Below are 13122 nucleotides of genomic sequence, written 5' to 3'. Positions count from 1 at the left end.
CACCATAAGCCACACTGGCCCCGGCCGATCGGTTCACCGCGCATCCGGCCGGGGGCTGGGTAGGGTGGCCCCTGAAATCGCATTCGGCATCCCCCATCAGCCGAGGAGTCGCAATATGCCCGTGGTCTCGCCAGTAGTGGTCGTCGCCACCTTCACCGTCAAGCCGGAATCGGTCGAAGCCGTCCGCGAGATCTGCACCAAGGCGGTGGCACAGGTGCACGAAGAACCGGGCTGCCAGCTGTACTCCCTGCACGAAGCCGACGGCGCCTTCGTGTTCATCGAGCAGTGGGCCGACGCCGACGCGTTGAAGGCCCACTCGACCGCGCCGGCGATCGGCGAGCTGGTCGGCAGCCTCAGCGAGCACCTGGCCGGGGCACCGGACATCAAGATGCTGACCCCGGTGCCCGCCGGCGACCCGAGGGCCAGTTACGTCCGTGACGGCGCGGCCGCCGAGCGGAAGCCTGCAGGGGAAGGTCGCGCTGATCACCGGCGCGGCCCGCGGCCAGGGCCGCGCCCATGCCCTGCGCCTGGCCGCCGACGGAGCCGACATCATTGCGGTCGATCTGTGCGAGCAGATCGCCAGCGTGCCCTATCCGCTGGCCGACGCCGAGGACTTGGCGGACGCCGGCTTCATCAACAAGAGGTAGCCCGTGGCACGCAACCCAGCAGCTCAGACAGCCTACGGCCCGATGGTGCTCGCGGCCGTCGAGCAGCACGAGCCGCCGAGCCGCCGGCTGGTCGACGACGACCTGGCGGCCCCGTTCCTACCTGCCCGAATGCGCTGGCTGGTGGCGGTGACGCGCTCGGCGTTGCTGCGCAAGTGGGTCATCGCCGCGATGGACCGCTCCGGGCCGGGACTCTGGGCCAACCTGACCTGCCGCAAACGCTTCATCGCCGACCGGATCGACGAGGCCGGCGAGGAGATCGACGCCGTGGTCATCCTCGGTGCCGGCCTGGACACCCTCGCCTACCGGCTCGCCCGGCGGACCCCCATTCCGGTGTTCGAAGTGGATCAGCCGGTCAACATCGCCCGCAAGTCCGCCACCGTGCGCCGGGTGTTAGGTGGCCCGCCACTGTCGGTTCGGCTGGTGGCAGTGGACTTCGAGCGCGACGATCTGCTGACCACACTGGTCGAACACGGGTATCGCACCGCGTTCCGCACGTTCTTCGTCTGGGAAGGGGTGACCCAGTACCTGACCGAGCGCGCCGTCCGCGGCACCCTCGAGGGGCTGCGGCCGGCCGCGACCGGCAGCAGGTTGGTGTTCACCTACGTCCGCCGTGACTTCATCGACGGCACGAACCGCTACGGCTCACCGACGTTGTACCGCAGGGTGATCAACAAGCTGTGGCATTTCGGGCTGCAGCCCGACGAGGTGGCGGATTTCCTGGCCGAATACGGCTGGCGCCTGATCGAGCAGGCCGGGCCCGAACAATTTCTCCAGCGCTACGTCGAGCCGACCGGCCGCGACCTCGGTGCGAGTGACCTGGAATGGTCGGTCTACGCCGAGAAGGTGTGATTTCTTCCCCGCGAGGGAAGGCCGGCTCAGACCTCGATCACCGTCGGCACGATCATCGGCTGACGCCGGTAGACCTCGCCCACCCACTTGCCCACGGTGCGGCGCACCGCCTGAGCGATCCGGACCGGATCGGTGACCTGCTCTGCGGCCAGGGATTCCAGCTCCGCCTCGACTTTGCGCGCCGCCGGTTCCAGCGCCTTGGGGTCTTCGGAGAAGCCCCGCGAATGCAGGTGCGGCGGGGCCACCGGCTTGCCGGTCCCCCGGCGCACCACCACCGTTATCGCGACGAATCCACTGGACAGGATCAGCCGCTCGCCCAGCGTCGCATCGCCGACGTCGCCGTCCACCAGGCCGTCGACGAACATCTTGCCGACCGGCACCGCCCCGGCGATGCGAGCCTGCCCGGCAACCAAGTCGACGCTGACCCCGTTCTCGGCCAACAGGATCGACTCCTCCGGCACGCCGGTGCGAACGGCCAGTGCGGCGTTGGCACGCATCATCCGCCAGGTGCCGTGCACCGGCATCACGTTGCGCGGCCGAATGCCGTTGTAGAGGAACAGCAGTTCGCCGGAGTAGGCGTGCCCGGAGACATGCACGCGGGCCGCGGCGTTGGTGATCACCCGGGCGCCGATCTTGGCCAGTGCGTCCATCACGCCGTACACGGCTTCCTCGTTGCCCGGAATCAGCGACGACGACAGCACCACCAGATCACCGGCGGTCAGGGTGATGGACCGGTGCTCGCCGCGCGACATCCGCGACAGCGCCGACAGCGGTTCGCCCTGGGTCCCCGTGGTGACCAGCACCACCTTCTCCGGCGGCATCATCTCGGCGGCCCCGATATCGACCAGGTCCGAGTCCTCGACCCGCAGGAAGCCCAGATCCTTGGCGATGCCCATGTTGCGGACCATGGACCGGCCTACGAACGACACCCGACGGCCCAGCGCGACCGCGGCATCGACGATCTGCTGCACCCGGTCCACGTTGGAGGCGAAGCAGGCCACGATCACCCGGCCCTCGGCACCGCGGATCAACCGGTGCAGGGTGGGACCGACCTCGCTCTCGCTCGGCCCGACGCCGGGAATCTCGGCATTGGTCGAGTCGCACAAGAACAGGTCCACGCCCCGGTCGCCCAGGCGTGACATGCCCGGCAGGTCGGTGGGGCGCCCGTCCGGGGGCAGCTGGTCGAGCTTGATGTCGCCGGTGTGCAGCACGGTGCCCGCGCCGGTGTGTACCGCGATCGCCAGCGCATCCGGGATGGAGTGGTTCACCGCGAAGTACTCGCATTCGAACACCCCGTGGGTGCTGCGCTGACCCTCGGCCACCTGGACGAAGACCGGCTTGATGCGGTGTTCCCGGCACTTGGCGGCGACCAGGGCCAGGGTGAACTTCGAGCCGACCACCGGGATGTCGGCCCGCAGTTTGAGCAGAAATGGGATGGCGCCGATGTGGTCCTCGTGGGCATGGGTCAGCACCAGCGCCTCGACGTAGTCGAGCCGATCTTGGATGTGGCGGATGTCCGGCAGGATCAGGTCGACGCCGGGCTCGTCATGGCCCGGGAACAGCACACCGCAGTCGATGATCAGCAGCCGGCCGAGGTGCTCGAAAACGGTCATATTGCGGCCGATTTCGCTGATACCGCCGAGCGCGGTGACGCGCAGCCCGCCTTCGGTCAGCGGACCCGGCGGGGAGAGTTCGTCAGTCACCCGCACCTCACCCGAGGACTGACGCGGCGCGCATGTCGATGGCCAGTTCGTCGACCTCGGCAGCGGTTGCCGGCACCATCGGTAACCGGGGGTCGCCCACCTCGAAACCCTGCAACCGCAGGCCGGCCTTGACGAAGGTCACCCCGCCGACGCGGCCCATGGCGTTGGACAGCGAGGCGATCGAGACGTTGATCTTGCGGGCGGTCTCGACGTCGCCGGCCGCGAAGGCAGCCAACATGTCGCGCAACTGACCGGCCGCGAAGTGCGAGATCACGCTGACGAATCCGGTGGCGCCCATGGCCAGCCACGGCAGGTTGAGGGCGTCATCGCCGGAGTAGTAGGCCAATCCGGTCTCGGCCATGATCTGCGCCCCGGCATGCAGATCCCCCTTGGCGTCCTTGATCGCGACGATGTTGGGGTGTTCGGCCAATTCGAAGATGGTGTCCGGCGCGATCGGTACCACCGAGCGGGCCGGAATGTCGTAGAGCATCACCGGTAACGCGCTGGCGTCGGCGACGGCGGTGAAGTGCGCCAACAGGCCGGCCTGCGAGGGCCGCGAGTAGTACGGGGTCACCACCAGCAGGCCGTGCGCGCCGACCCCGGCGCAGGCCTCGGCCAGCCGCACGCTGTGCTCGGTGTCGTTGCTGCCGGCGCCGGCGATGATGCGGGCCCGGTCACCGACCGCCTCGACCACCGCACGCAGCAGCGTGAGCTTCTCGTAGTCCGCGGTGGTCGGCGACTCGCCAGTGGTACCCGAGATCACCAGACCGTCGCAACCGGCGTCGATGAGGCGATTGGCCAGGCGCACGGCGGCGTCGGTGTCCACCGAGCCGTCCGCGCCGAAGGGGGTCACCATGGCGGTCAGCACGGTGCCGAACTGCGCCTTGGCGTCGAATCCGCTGCTGCTCACGGCCCCAAGATTACCTGGCCCCCGGAGTTGCTCAGACCTCGGTGGCGAGCGGACTGGTCGCGACTTCGGTGCCGTCGGCCAGCGCGCTGATCTGGAAGTCCCCGAACGCCGCCGGAGCCAGCGCGGTGAGCTGCCGCAGACACTCGACGGCCAGCCGGCGGATCTCGACATCGGCGTGCTCGCTGGCCCGCATCGCGATGAAGTGCCGCCAAGCCCGGTAATTGCCCGTCACCACGATGCGGGTCTCGGTGGCGTTGGGCAGCACGGCGCGAGCGGCCTGGCGGGCCTGTTTGCGCCGCAGTATCGCATTGGGTTGATCTGCGAACTTGGCTTCCAGCCGGGCCAGCAGCTCGACATAGGCGGCGCGACTGGCGTCGGCGGCGTCGGTCAGGATCTGCTGCAGTTCCGGGTCCTCCGCCATGCCGGGCGGCACCACGACCCGTGAGTCCGGTTCCGGCACGTAGCGCTGCGATAGCTGGGAGAACGAGAAATGCCGGTGCCGGATCAGCTCGTGGGTGGCCGACCGGGAGATGCCGGTGATGTAGAAGGTCGCCGAGGCGTGCTCGAGCACCGAGAAGTGCCCGACGTCGATGATGTGCTTGAGGTAGGCGGCGTTGGTGGCGGTGCGCGGGTTGGGTTTGGACCAACTCTGGTAGCAGGCCCGGCCGGCGAACTCCAGCAAGGCCTGACCGCCGTCGGCGTCGGTGCTCCACGGCACGTCCGGCGGCGCAGTGAAGTCGGTCTTGGCAATCAATTGCACGCGCAGCGGCGCCGTCTCGGCCACGGCACTTACCTTAAAGCGTGCCCGGCCGGTGTCAGCGCCACCGCGCCCGGACGTAGGGCACCAGCTGAACCGTCAGCCGTTGGGTACCTTCGCGGCGATCTGCCCAGCGATGATCACCGCGGTGTCCTTGGGGTCCGCACTGCAGGTGTTGACGTCGATCACGACGTTGTTGGCTACGGTCAACGCCCGTCCGCAGGCCCAGCTCACGTCGTTGCCCGCATTGTCTTGGGTCGCGATGGTGCTCAGCATGCCGTCGGCGTTGGTGATGGGACCGGCGATCCAGGTCGTGCCGCTCTGCAGATGGCTGTATTCGTGGCAGGCCGGCCATTGTTGGGCGGCAGTGGCGAAAAATGCGGCGGCCTGCTTGGCCGACGGAAACGCGACGACGGCCTGTTCGGCGAAGTGCTCGAAATCATCACCCTCGCTGAGCGCCTGCTCCCGCACGCCGCTGTAGCCACTGTCGGCGTAGACCGGCTCCTGAGCCGCACCGTCGATGGCCAGGCACTCGCGCGGTTGCATGGTGGTGCTGTCGTCCGACAGGGCGGTGTGGGTACGGGTGACGGCCATATCGGTCGCCTCCATGATGGGGTTGATCTGCTCGGGGGTGAGCAGCAGAGCGCGCAGGCCATCTTCGGCGATGGGTGCGGCCGCCATGGTGGTGGGCACCGTCGATGTGGGGTTCGGTAGGACCTTCAGTTCGTGACTCCCACAGCCGGCAGCCAGCCCAGTGCCCGCGACAACAAGCGCCCATGCAACAGAAACCCGCATACGATCACCCCGACATCCCCGACCCCGGCTCGGCACGCCAGTGGTCAGCGCTGCCGATCAGTTCCCGGTCGCCACCTTAGCGTCGTCGGAGGAGCTTCGCCGGTGGCGACCGGTCCCTCGACGATCGACGTTTACGTCGTAAGCCCCGGCGGGTATCCCGAGCGAAGGCCGCTGCGGACTGAGGCACGCGAGCGTGCCGAACAGCAATCCCACCGGCGATAGGGGTCCCAGTGTTGCTACGTAAGATCGCACGTCCACTGCTCGCGGCGGCGTTTGTCGGTCAAGGTGTGGACGCGTTACGCCGGCCGCAGCAAGCCGGGCAGGTGGCCCGTCCGGCGTTCGACGGGCTCAAACAGTTACCCGACCAGATAGCGGCGAAGGTGCCGTCCGACGTTGAAGCATTCGCCAGGGCCAACGCGCTGGCGCAGATCGGCGGTGGCGTCTTGCTGGCAAGCGGCCGGCTCCCGCGGATTGCGTCCGCGGTGCTGGCATGCACGGTCATTCCGGGTAGCGCCGGGGCACACATGTTCTGGGCCGAACCCGACCCGCAACGCAGGACCGAACAGCGCAAAGCGTTCTTGACCGACGTCAGCCTGATCGGCGGATTGATGATCGCGGCCGCCGACACCGAAGGAAAACCTTCGGTGGGCTGGCGGGCCCGTCGAGCCTATCGTCGTGCAGCCAACTCCTTGCCCACCACGGCCGGTGATGCCGTGCTGGAGAGCGTCGGCGAAAAGGTGAGCGCGGGCTTGCTGGCCGGCGTCGAACACGGCCGCGAACTGGCCGAGATGGTGGGCGAAAAGGCCGGACCGCTACTTGAGTCGGCCGGTGAACGGGGAGCACAACTCGCCGAAGTCGCCGCCGATCGCGGAATTGAGCTGGCGCAGGCGGCCCGATCCATCGCCGCCGGCCGTCGGGTTAAGGGCCATTGAGCACCCGCCGGCGCAGCTCGGTCACCAGATCGCCGCGCTCGCCCACACTGACCCGGCTCAGCCCGAGCCAGGACGCCATCGACCTCAGCTCGGCGGCCAGCGCATCGGCCACTCGGCCCGGGGTCTGCCCGGATTCACAGAACGCCCCGACGACGTGCAGGGCATCGCGGGCCCGATCAGCCTTGAGGTCCACCCGGCCGACCAGCTCCCCGTCCAGCAGGAACGGCCAGACGTAGTAGCCGTACTGGCGCTTGGGCGCCGGGGTATAGATCTCGATGCGATAGAAGAAGTCGAACACCCGCTGCACCCGTGGCCGGAAAAAGATCAGTGGATCGAACGGGCAGAGCAGCGCGGTGCCGCGATCGGTTCGCGGAATCGACTGTCCGGCAAGCAGATACGCTGCTGACCCCCAGCCCTCGACGGTCACCGGTTCCAGTTCGCCGGCGGCCACCAGCGCTGCGATCGCCGGTTTGGTCTGGGCGGCCGACAGCCGGAAGTAGTCGCGCAGGTCAGCCTCGGTGGCGATGCCCAGGGCGCCGGCGGCGCGGCGGACCAGCTCGCGGATCGCCTCGTCGTCCTCGACCTCGACAGCCAGCACCTGCGGCGGCAGCACGTTTTCCACCAAGTCGTAGTGCCGGGCGAACCCGACCCGGGTGGCGGTGGTCAGCACTCCGGCGGCGAACAGCGCCTCGGCCACCCATTTGGTGTCGCTGCGGTTCCACCAGGTTCCCTTACCGGCCTTGCGCTTGGTTGCCAGATGTTCTTCGATCTGTCCGGCGGTGCTCGGGCCCAGCTCGGCGACCGCGGCCACAATGTCGTCGGACAGTTTCGGGTTGGGCCGCACATTGCCCCACCGGCCGTGGGTGTACTGCCGCATCCGCCAGCGCATCAGTGGCCAGTCGTCGACGGACATCAGTGCCGCCTCGTGCGCCCAGTATTCGACCAGCAGTCGCGGCGATCGGGCACTGTGGCTCCACGCGGCGCGGTCCAGCACGCTGCGGTCATAGGGGCCGAGCCGGCTGAACACCGGAGCGTAGTGGGCGCGCACCGCTACCGAGACCGAGTCCAGTTGCAGGACCTGAATACGCGATACCAGCCGCTTCAGGTGCGCCCTGCTGACGCCGGCACGCGGCTTGGCCTCGGTGAAACCCTGTGCGGCGACGGCGATCCGGCGCGCCTGCGCGGCGGTCAGGACTGGCACGAAGTCCGGTGATAGGTCAGGTAGCGGTAGCGCAGGCCCGTTCGGCTGGTCAGCCACTCCCCCGTGCTGGACTGCCAGGACTGGTCGAGCACCGGCGCGACGGCGTCACCGTCCTGCACCGGCAGGTCGATATCGACCTCGGTCACTTCGCAGCGGCTGGCCAGCGGCAGCGCCAGCGCGTAGATCTCCGCGCCGCCGACCACCCAGATGTCTTCGCCCGCAACGGCTTGCTCCAGGGTCGGCACGACGGTGGCGCCCTCAGCGACATAGTCCGGGTGTCGGGTCAGCACGACGTTGCGCCGGTCCGGCAACGGCCGGACTTTGGCGGGTAGCGATTCCCAGGTCAGCCGCCCCATCACCACGGTGTGGCCGACGGTGAGCTGTTTGTAGCGGGCCTGATCCTCGGGCACCCGCCAGGGAATGCCGCCGGCACGGCCGATCACCCCGGACTTCGACTGAGCCCAGATCAGACTGATCGTCATACCGCCACGGGCGCCTTGATCGCCGGGTGCGGGTCGTAGTCGCGGATCTCGATGTCGTCGTAGGTGTAGTCGAAGATCGATTCACGCGGCGCCAGAACCAATTGCGGATACGGACGCGGATCGCGACTCAGTTGTTCGGTGACCTGGTCGACGTGATTGTCGTAGATGTGGCAGTCGCCGCCGGTCCAGACGAAGTCCCCCACGCCCAGACCGGCCTGCGCGGCCATCATGTGGGTCAGCAGCGCGTAGCTGGCGATGTTGAATGGCACCCCGAGGAACAGGTCGGCGCTGCGCTGATAGAGCTGGCAGGACAACTTGCCGTCGGCGACGTAGAACTGGAACAGCGCGTGACAGGGGGCCAGCGCCATCTGGCCGATCTCGCCGACGTTCCATGCCGACACGATGATGCGGCGCGAATCCGGATCGGTGCGCAGCAGATGCAGCGCAGCCGAGATCTGGTCTACGTGCTCACCCGCCGGAGTCGGCCACGACCGCCACTGCACTCCGTAGACCGGACCGAGATCTCCTGCCTCAGAAGCCCATTCATCCCAGATGGTGACACCGTGGTCGTTAAGCCAGGCGATGTTGGAGTCACCACGCAGGAACCACAGCAGCTCGTAGATCACCGAGCGGACGTGCACTTTCTTGGTGGTGATCAGCGGAAACCCGGCCGACAGGTCGTAGCGCAGCTGGTGGCCGAACAGGCTGCGAGTGCCGGTACCGGTGCGGTCTGCCTTCGGGGTTCCCTCGGCCAAAACCAGCCGCAACAGGTCCTCGTACGGGGTCGCGATCGGCACGCCGCCAGCTTAGCGGCGATCGCAAGCGCGACGAAGCCACGCGCCGCGGGTCGCCGCTTTCAACACAGCGGCGATCGGTCGGAGTACAACGGAGGCCATGCCCACGATCACCGACACCATCACCACGCCCGACGGCGCCTGCCCGGTTCGCCTGTTCACTCCGGAGGGTTCTGACCCCTGGCGAGGCATCGTGATGTACCCCGACGCCGGCGGGGTGCGCGAGTCTTTCTATGGCATGGCCACCGAACTCGCCGGCTTCGGCTACGCCGTGCTGCTGCCTGATGTGTACTACCGGCACGGCAACTGGGCGCCGTTTCACATGCAGACCGTGTTCGACGACCCAAAAGAGCGGGAACGGCTGATGACGATGCTGACCAGCATCACCCCGGACATGATGGCGACCGACGCCGGTGCGTTCTTCGACTACCTGGCCGGTCGGCCGGAAGTCCGCGGCCAGACGTTCGGCATCACCGGCTACTGCATGGGGGGGCGGACCTCGGTCACGGTGGCCGGCCGGGTTCCGGACCCGGTGGCCGTCGCGGCGGCGTTTCACCCCGGCGGTCTCGTTACCGACGCCGCGGACAGCCCCCACCTGCTGGCCGATCGAATGACGGCCACCGTTTATGTGGCCGGCGCCGAGAACGACGCATCGTTCACGAAGGAGCAGGCCGCAACCCTGGACGAGGCGCTGCGTGCCGCCGGCGTCAAACACACCGTCGAGCGCTATCCCGCCGAGCACGGCTTCGCTGTCCCCGACAACCCGAGGTATGACGCCGCCGCCGCCGCTCGGCATTGGGCGGCGATGCGCGAGCTGTTCGGCGCCACGCTGGCCGGGTAAACCGGCTCGCTATTTGCCCTAACGGCATTTTTGCCCATCGGGCAATCTTTCTGTACGGTGGCGGTATGACCGGGCTGCGAGAACGCAAAAAAGCCGACACTCGACGTGCCCTCTCCGACGCCGCGCTGCAACTGACGCTCGAGCGCGGCCTGGAGAATGTCACCAGGGAAGACATCGCCGGCCTCGCGGGCGTGTCCCCGCGGACCTTCAGCAATTACTTCTCCACCAAGTACGAAGCGCTCGCCTATCGCCAGACCGAGCGCCTGCGCCGCAGTGTCGCCCTGCTGCGGGAGCGCCCCGACGACGAGCCGCTATGGACGTCGATCACCGAAGCGATCGTCGGACCGGTCCAAGACGATTTCGCCGCCACCAAGGGCGACGCGTACGGCCCGCCGGATCGTGCTCGGCTTGCCGTGCTCCGCTCGGCGCTGACGGACCGCGACCTCCGTAACAGCTTCCCCCGCAGCCTGTTCGATGATTTTGCCGCGGCGATCGCCGAACGTACCGGCACCGATCCGCACCGCAACACCTATCCGCGCCTGGTAGCAGCGGTGGTCCATGCGGTCGTTGAGGCCACTATCGACAGTTACGTGACGCTGGATCCGCCGGTCGCCTATCCGCAGTTGCTGCGCGCGGCGTTCGCCGACGTCGCCGCCGGACTTCCGGCACCCGCCGATCGGAAGGTCTGAGCATGGCCGCTGCAGCAGAGCACCCCGTGGTCATCGCGGGCGCCGGCCCCAACGGGTTGATGCTGGCATGCGAGCTCGCGCTGGCCGGAGTACAGCCCGTGGTGCTCGACGAGCTGCCGGGCCCCAGCTCCGAGCTGAAGGCTAATGGCCTTGTCGGCCAAGTGGTTCGGACGCTCGATCTGCGCGGGCTCTACAACAGATTCAGCGGCGTGGACGGCCGGCCACAGCCCCTGCCCACTTGGATGTTCTCCGGGATGGCATTAGATCTGTCGCTGAGCTTCACCGGCGCCCGCGCCAACCCGATGTACATACTGCCGGTCGCCCAGCCGCGACTAGGGCGTGTCTGACAAATATTTCGGGTGTTGTGGCTGAAGCTTTTCAGTATGTCGCGGTTTCAGTTGCTCACCGATGCGCAGTGGTTGTTGATTGAAGACTTGCTTCCCGTGCGGACGGGTAAGCGGGGCAGGCCTTTTCAGGATGCCCGGAAGATGGTGGAGGGCATCATCTACCGGTATCGGTGCGGGATCGCCTGGCGGGATGTGCCCGAGGTGTTCGGGCGATGGCAGACGATTTGGACCTGGCACCGTCGGATGAGCGGCGACGGTACGTGGGATCGGGTGCTGGCGCGTTTGCTGGCTGCTGCCGATGAGGCCGGGGTGATCGACTGGGCGGTGTCGGTGGATTCCACGATCGCCCGCGCCCATCAGCACGCCACGAACATCACCCGTGACACAGGGGGCTGGGTCGAATTACAAGAATCTGACGATCGAGCCGCCTGACCACGGCATTGGCCGCTCCCGCGGTGGGTTGACCAGCAAAATCCATCATCTCGTTGATGGCCGCGGCCGGCCGCTGGTGGTACTGGTGGGTGCTGGCCAATCCCACGATGGCCCGGTGTTGGGGCATTTGCTCGCTCACCTGAAAGTTGACCGCTGCGGTGGTGGCCGGTCCCGCACCCGCCCTGATCGCGTCCGCGGCGATAAGGCGTATTCCAGTCGCGCGATCCGCACCATGCTGCGGCGACGCCGCATCGGTGCGGTGATACCGGAGCCATCGAACCAGGTCGCCAATCGCCAGCGCCGTGGCTCGGCCGGCGGGCGACCACCGGCCTTCGACGCCGACGATTACAAGGGCCGCAATGTTGTTGAACGCAACTTCAACACCGTCAAGCAATGGCGTGGGCTGGCCACCCGCTACGACAAACTCGCCCTGGTCTACCGCGGCGCAGCGGTCCTGCGCGCAATCACCCTCTGGCTACCGCATTTGTCAGACACGCCCTAGTGCGGCTACTACTGGACCGGGCCGGTGAGCTCGGTGTAGACGTGCGCTGGGGCCACCGACTCACCGGGCTTGATGCCCGAGACGCCGCGGTGGTGGCTACCGTCAGCTCGGTCGACGGCGACTATGCCCTGACGGCCGATTATCTGGTGGGCGCCGACGGGGGCCGCAGCATCGTGCGCAAGACATCCGGAATCGACTTTCCGGGGATCACCGCGCCGACGGTCTCGCGGCTGGCTCACGTGCAGATCCCCGAGTTCCTGCGCGCTGCCGACCAGAGTCTACAAATACCGGGCATCGATCGGATTTCTTTTGGCCACAACAGGTTCGACCGCGGGATGGTGGTGTTCGGCGATCTGGACCCCGACCGGTCGCTGCTGGGAACGCTGGAATTCGGCCCGTCAGGCGAGGAGGCGGGCCCGATGACGCTTGCCGAACTCCGGGAAAGCCTGCAACGCATCCTCGGCGTAGATGTCCCGTTTGACGAACCGTCGGGGCCCGGCCCGCATGCCCTGCGCCGGATCGATGGTCAGAACAGCCGGCAGGCAGAGTGCTACCGTGCCGGACGGGTCCTACTGCTCGGCGACGCGGCCCACGTCCACAGTGCCATGGGCGGACCGGGACTCAATCTGGGGTTACAGGACACCGCGAACCTCGGCTGGAAGCTGGCCGCCCAGATCAACGGCTGGGCACCCGAGGCACTGCTGGACACCTACGAGTCAGAGCGTAAACCACTGGGGCAGCGAGTGATGATGCACTCGATGGCCCAGACCGCACTGATGTCGCCAGGAGCGCACGTCACCGCGCTGCGCGAGCTTTTCGGTGAACTGACCGCCATCCCAGCGGTGTCCGCGCATCTCGCCGAACTGCTCGCCGGCAGCGATGTCCGCTACGACGTCGGCGACGGCCACCGACTGTCCGGCTGGCATGTCCCCGATCTCACCTTCGACGACGGGCGCCGAGTCGCCGAACTGTTGCACCGTGGGCGCGCCGTGCTACTCGACTTGGCCGACGGCACCGCGGCGGCCGCCGCGCGCCCGTGGGCCGATCGGGTCGACGCCGCCACGGCCGCGATGTCCGAGCCCCCGGCAGCGGCCATGCTCATCCGACCCGACGGCTATATCGCCTGGGCGACAGATGAGTTCAAACTCTCCGAGCGAACGGCCCTGGAAGCCGCGTTGACCCGATGGTTCGGCGTGCCACGCCCCTGACAGGATTCGACA

General features: G+C 67.7%; 13 protein-coding genes and 4 pseudogenes. 10 read left to right on the top strand and 7 right to left on the bottom strand.

The features are described from left to right. Nucleotides 1-115: 115 nt before the first annotated feature. From BN4346_RS35320 to BN4346_RS35310, 3 genes and pseudogenes are all read left to right on the top strand, one after another. Nucleotides 116-436 (top strand): annotated as a pseudogene (locus BN4346_RS35320) (putative quinol monooxygenase); the annotation flags it as partial. Next, nucleotides 435-620, top strand: a pseudogene (locus BN4346_RS35315) (SDR family NAD(P)-dependent oxidoreductase); the annotation flags it as partial. The pseudogenes BN4346_RS35320 and BN4346_RS35315, both read left to right, overlap by 2 nt. A 30-nt stretch (nt 621-650) precedes the next feature. Further along, nucleotides 651-1517 (top strand): SAM-dependent methyltransferase, encoded by an 867-nt coding sequence (locus tag BN4346_RS35310; RefSeq protein ID WP_078058616.1) that lies wholly within the window; start codon nt 651-653, stop codon nt 1515-1517. A 26-nt stretch (nt 1518-1543) separates the two neighbouring features. Here the strand turns inward: BN4346_RS35310 and BN4346_RS35305 are convergent, their stop codons facing one another. From BN4346_RS35305 to BN4346_RS35290, 4 genes are all read right to left on the bottom strand, one after another. Then, a complete protein-coding gene (locus BN4346_RS35305) occupies nt 1544-3220 on the bottom strand; it encodes a ribonuclease J (RefSeq protein ID WP_067972465.1) in 1677 nt (558 codons plus the stop codon). Between the two features lie 7 nt (nt 3221-3227). After that, nucleotides 3228-4130 carry a 4-hydroxy-tetrahydrodipicolinate synthase gene (gene dapA, locus BN4346_RS35300; RefSeq protein ID WP_067972192.1) on the bottom strand — a complete coding sequence of 301 codons (903 nt, stop codon included), beginning with the start codon at nt 4128-4130 and terminating at the stop codon, nt 3228-3230. Between the two features lie 31 nt (nt 4131-4161). Beyond that, on the bottom strand, nt 4162-4914 hold the full coding sequence (thyX, locus tag BN4346_RS35295; RefSeq protein ID WP_067972189.1) for an FAD-dependent thymidylate synthase: 753 nt from the start codon (nt 4912-4914) through the stop codon (nt 4162-4164). Between the two features lie 72 nt (nt 4915-4986). Beyond that, entirely contained in the window at nt 4987-5568 is a 582-nt protein-coding gene (locus tag BN4346_RS35290; protein ID WP_235653630.1) for a sensor domain-containing protein, read from the bottom strand. A 344-nt stretch (nt 5569-5912) separates the two neighbouring features. On the opposite strand from BN4346_RS35290, the gene BN4346_RS35285 reads away from it, so the two are divergent. Next, the gene (locus tag BN4346_RS35285) at nt 5913-6614 is read left to right on the top strand and encodes a DoxX family protein (RefSeq protein WP_067972182.1); all 702 of its coding nucleotides are present in this window, start codon (nt 5913-5915) and stop codon (nt 6612-6614) included. Here the strand turns inward: BN4346_RS35285 and BN4346_RS35280 are convergent. Genes BN4346_RS35280 through BN4346_RS35270 form a run of 3 tightly spaced genes read right to left on the bottom strand, consistent with a single transcriptional unit; the run spans nt 6601 to nt 9094 of the window. Beyond that, nucleotides 6601-7815: a winged helix-turn-helix domain-containing protein gene (locus BN4346_RS35280; RefSeq protein ID WP_067972180.1), complete on the bottom strand. Its 1215-nt coding sequence runs from the start codon at nt 7813-7815 to the stop codon at nt 6601-6603. The genes BN4346_RS35285 and BN4346_RS35280 overlap by 14 nt on opposite strands. After that, nucleotides 7803-8297, bottom strand: coding sequence for a dihydrofolate reductase (locus tag BN4346_RS35275; protein ID WP_067972176.1), 495 nt, complete (start codon nt 8295-8297; stop codon nt 7803-7805). The genes BN4346_RS35280 and BN4346_RS35275 overlap by 13 nt, the downstream gene beginning before the upstream one ends. Beyond that, entirely contained in the window at nt 8294-9094 is an 801-nt protein-coding gene (locus tag BN4346_RS35270) for a thymidylate synthase (RefSeq protein ID WP_067972173.1), read from the bottom strand. Before BN4346_RS35270 ends, BN4346_RS35275 begins: the two co-directional genes overlap by 4 nt. A 97-nt stretch (nt 9095-9191) precedes the next feature. On the opposite strand from BN4346_RS35270, the gene BN4346_RS35265 reads away from it, so the two are divergent. The 6 genes and pseudogenes from BN4346_RS35265 to BN4346_RS35245 form a co-directional block, all read left to right on the top strand. Continuing rightward, the gene (locus BN4346_RS35265; RefSeq protein WP_067972167.1) at nt 9192-9932 is read left to right on the top strand and encodes a dienelactone hydrolase family protein; all 741 of its coding nucleotides are present in this window, start codon (nt 9192-9194) and stop codon (nt 9930-9932) included. A gap of 65 nt (nt 9933-9997) precedes the next feature. Next, nucleotides 9998-10621, top strand: coding sequence for a TetR/AcrR family transcriptional regulator (locus BN4346_RS35260; protein ID WP_067972164.1), 624 nt, complete (start codon nt 9998-10000; stop codon nt 10619-10621). Between the two features lie 2 nt (nt 10622-10623). Continuing rightward, nucleotides 10624-10965 (top strand): annotated as a pseudogene (locus tag BN4346_RS35255) (FAD-dependent monooxygenase); the annotation flags it as partial. Between the two features lie 39 nt (nt 10966-11004). Next, complete coding sequence (locus BN4346_RS49925; RefSeq protein WP_067972409.1) at nt 11005-11400, top strand: IS5 family transposase; 396 nt, start codon at nt 11005-11007, stop codon at nt 11398-11400. 28 nt (nt 11401-11428) lie between these two features. Then, nucleotides 11429-11902, top strand: coding sequence for a transposase (locus tag BN4346_RS49920; RefSeq protein ID WP_407695150.1), 474 nt, complete (start codon nt 11429-11431; stop codon nt 11900-11902). After that, a pseudogene (locus BN4346_RS35245) lies at nt 11860-13110 on the top strand (FAD-dependent monooxygenase); the annotation flags it as partial. The gene BN4346_RS49920 and the pseudogene BN4346_RS35245, both read left to right, overlap by 43 nt. Between the last annotated feature and the right edge of the window lie 12 nt (nt 13111-13122).

This window comes from Mycolicibacter icosiumassiliensis (assembly GCF_900078685.2).
Lineage (GTDB): Bacteria > Actinomycetota > Actinomycetes > Mycobacteriales > Mycobacteriaceae > Mycobacterium > Mycobacterium icosiumassiliensis.
Note: the sequence above shows the minus strand (reverse complement) of the source record. Positions and strands in the feature narration are given on the sequence as shown.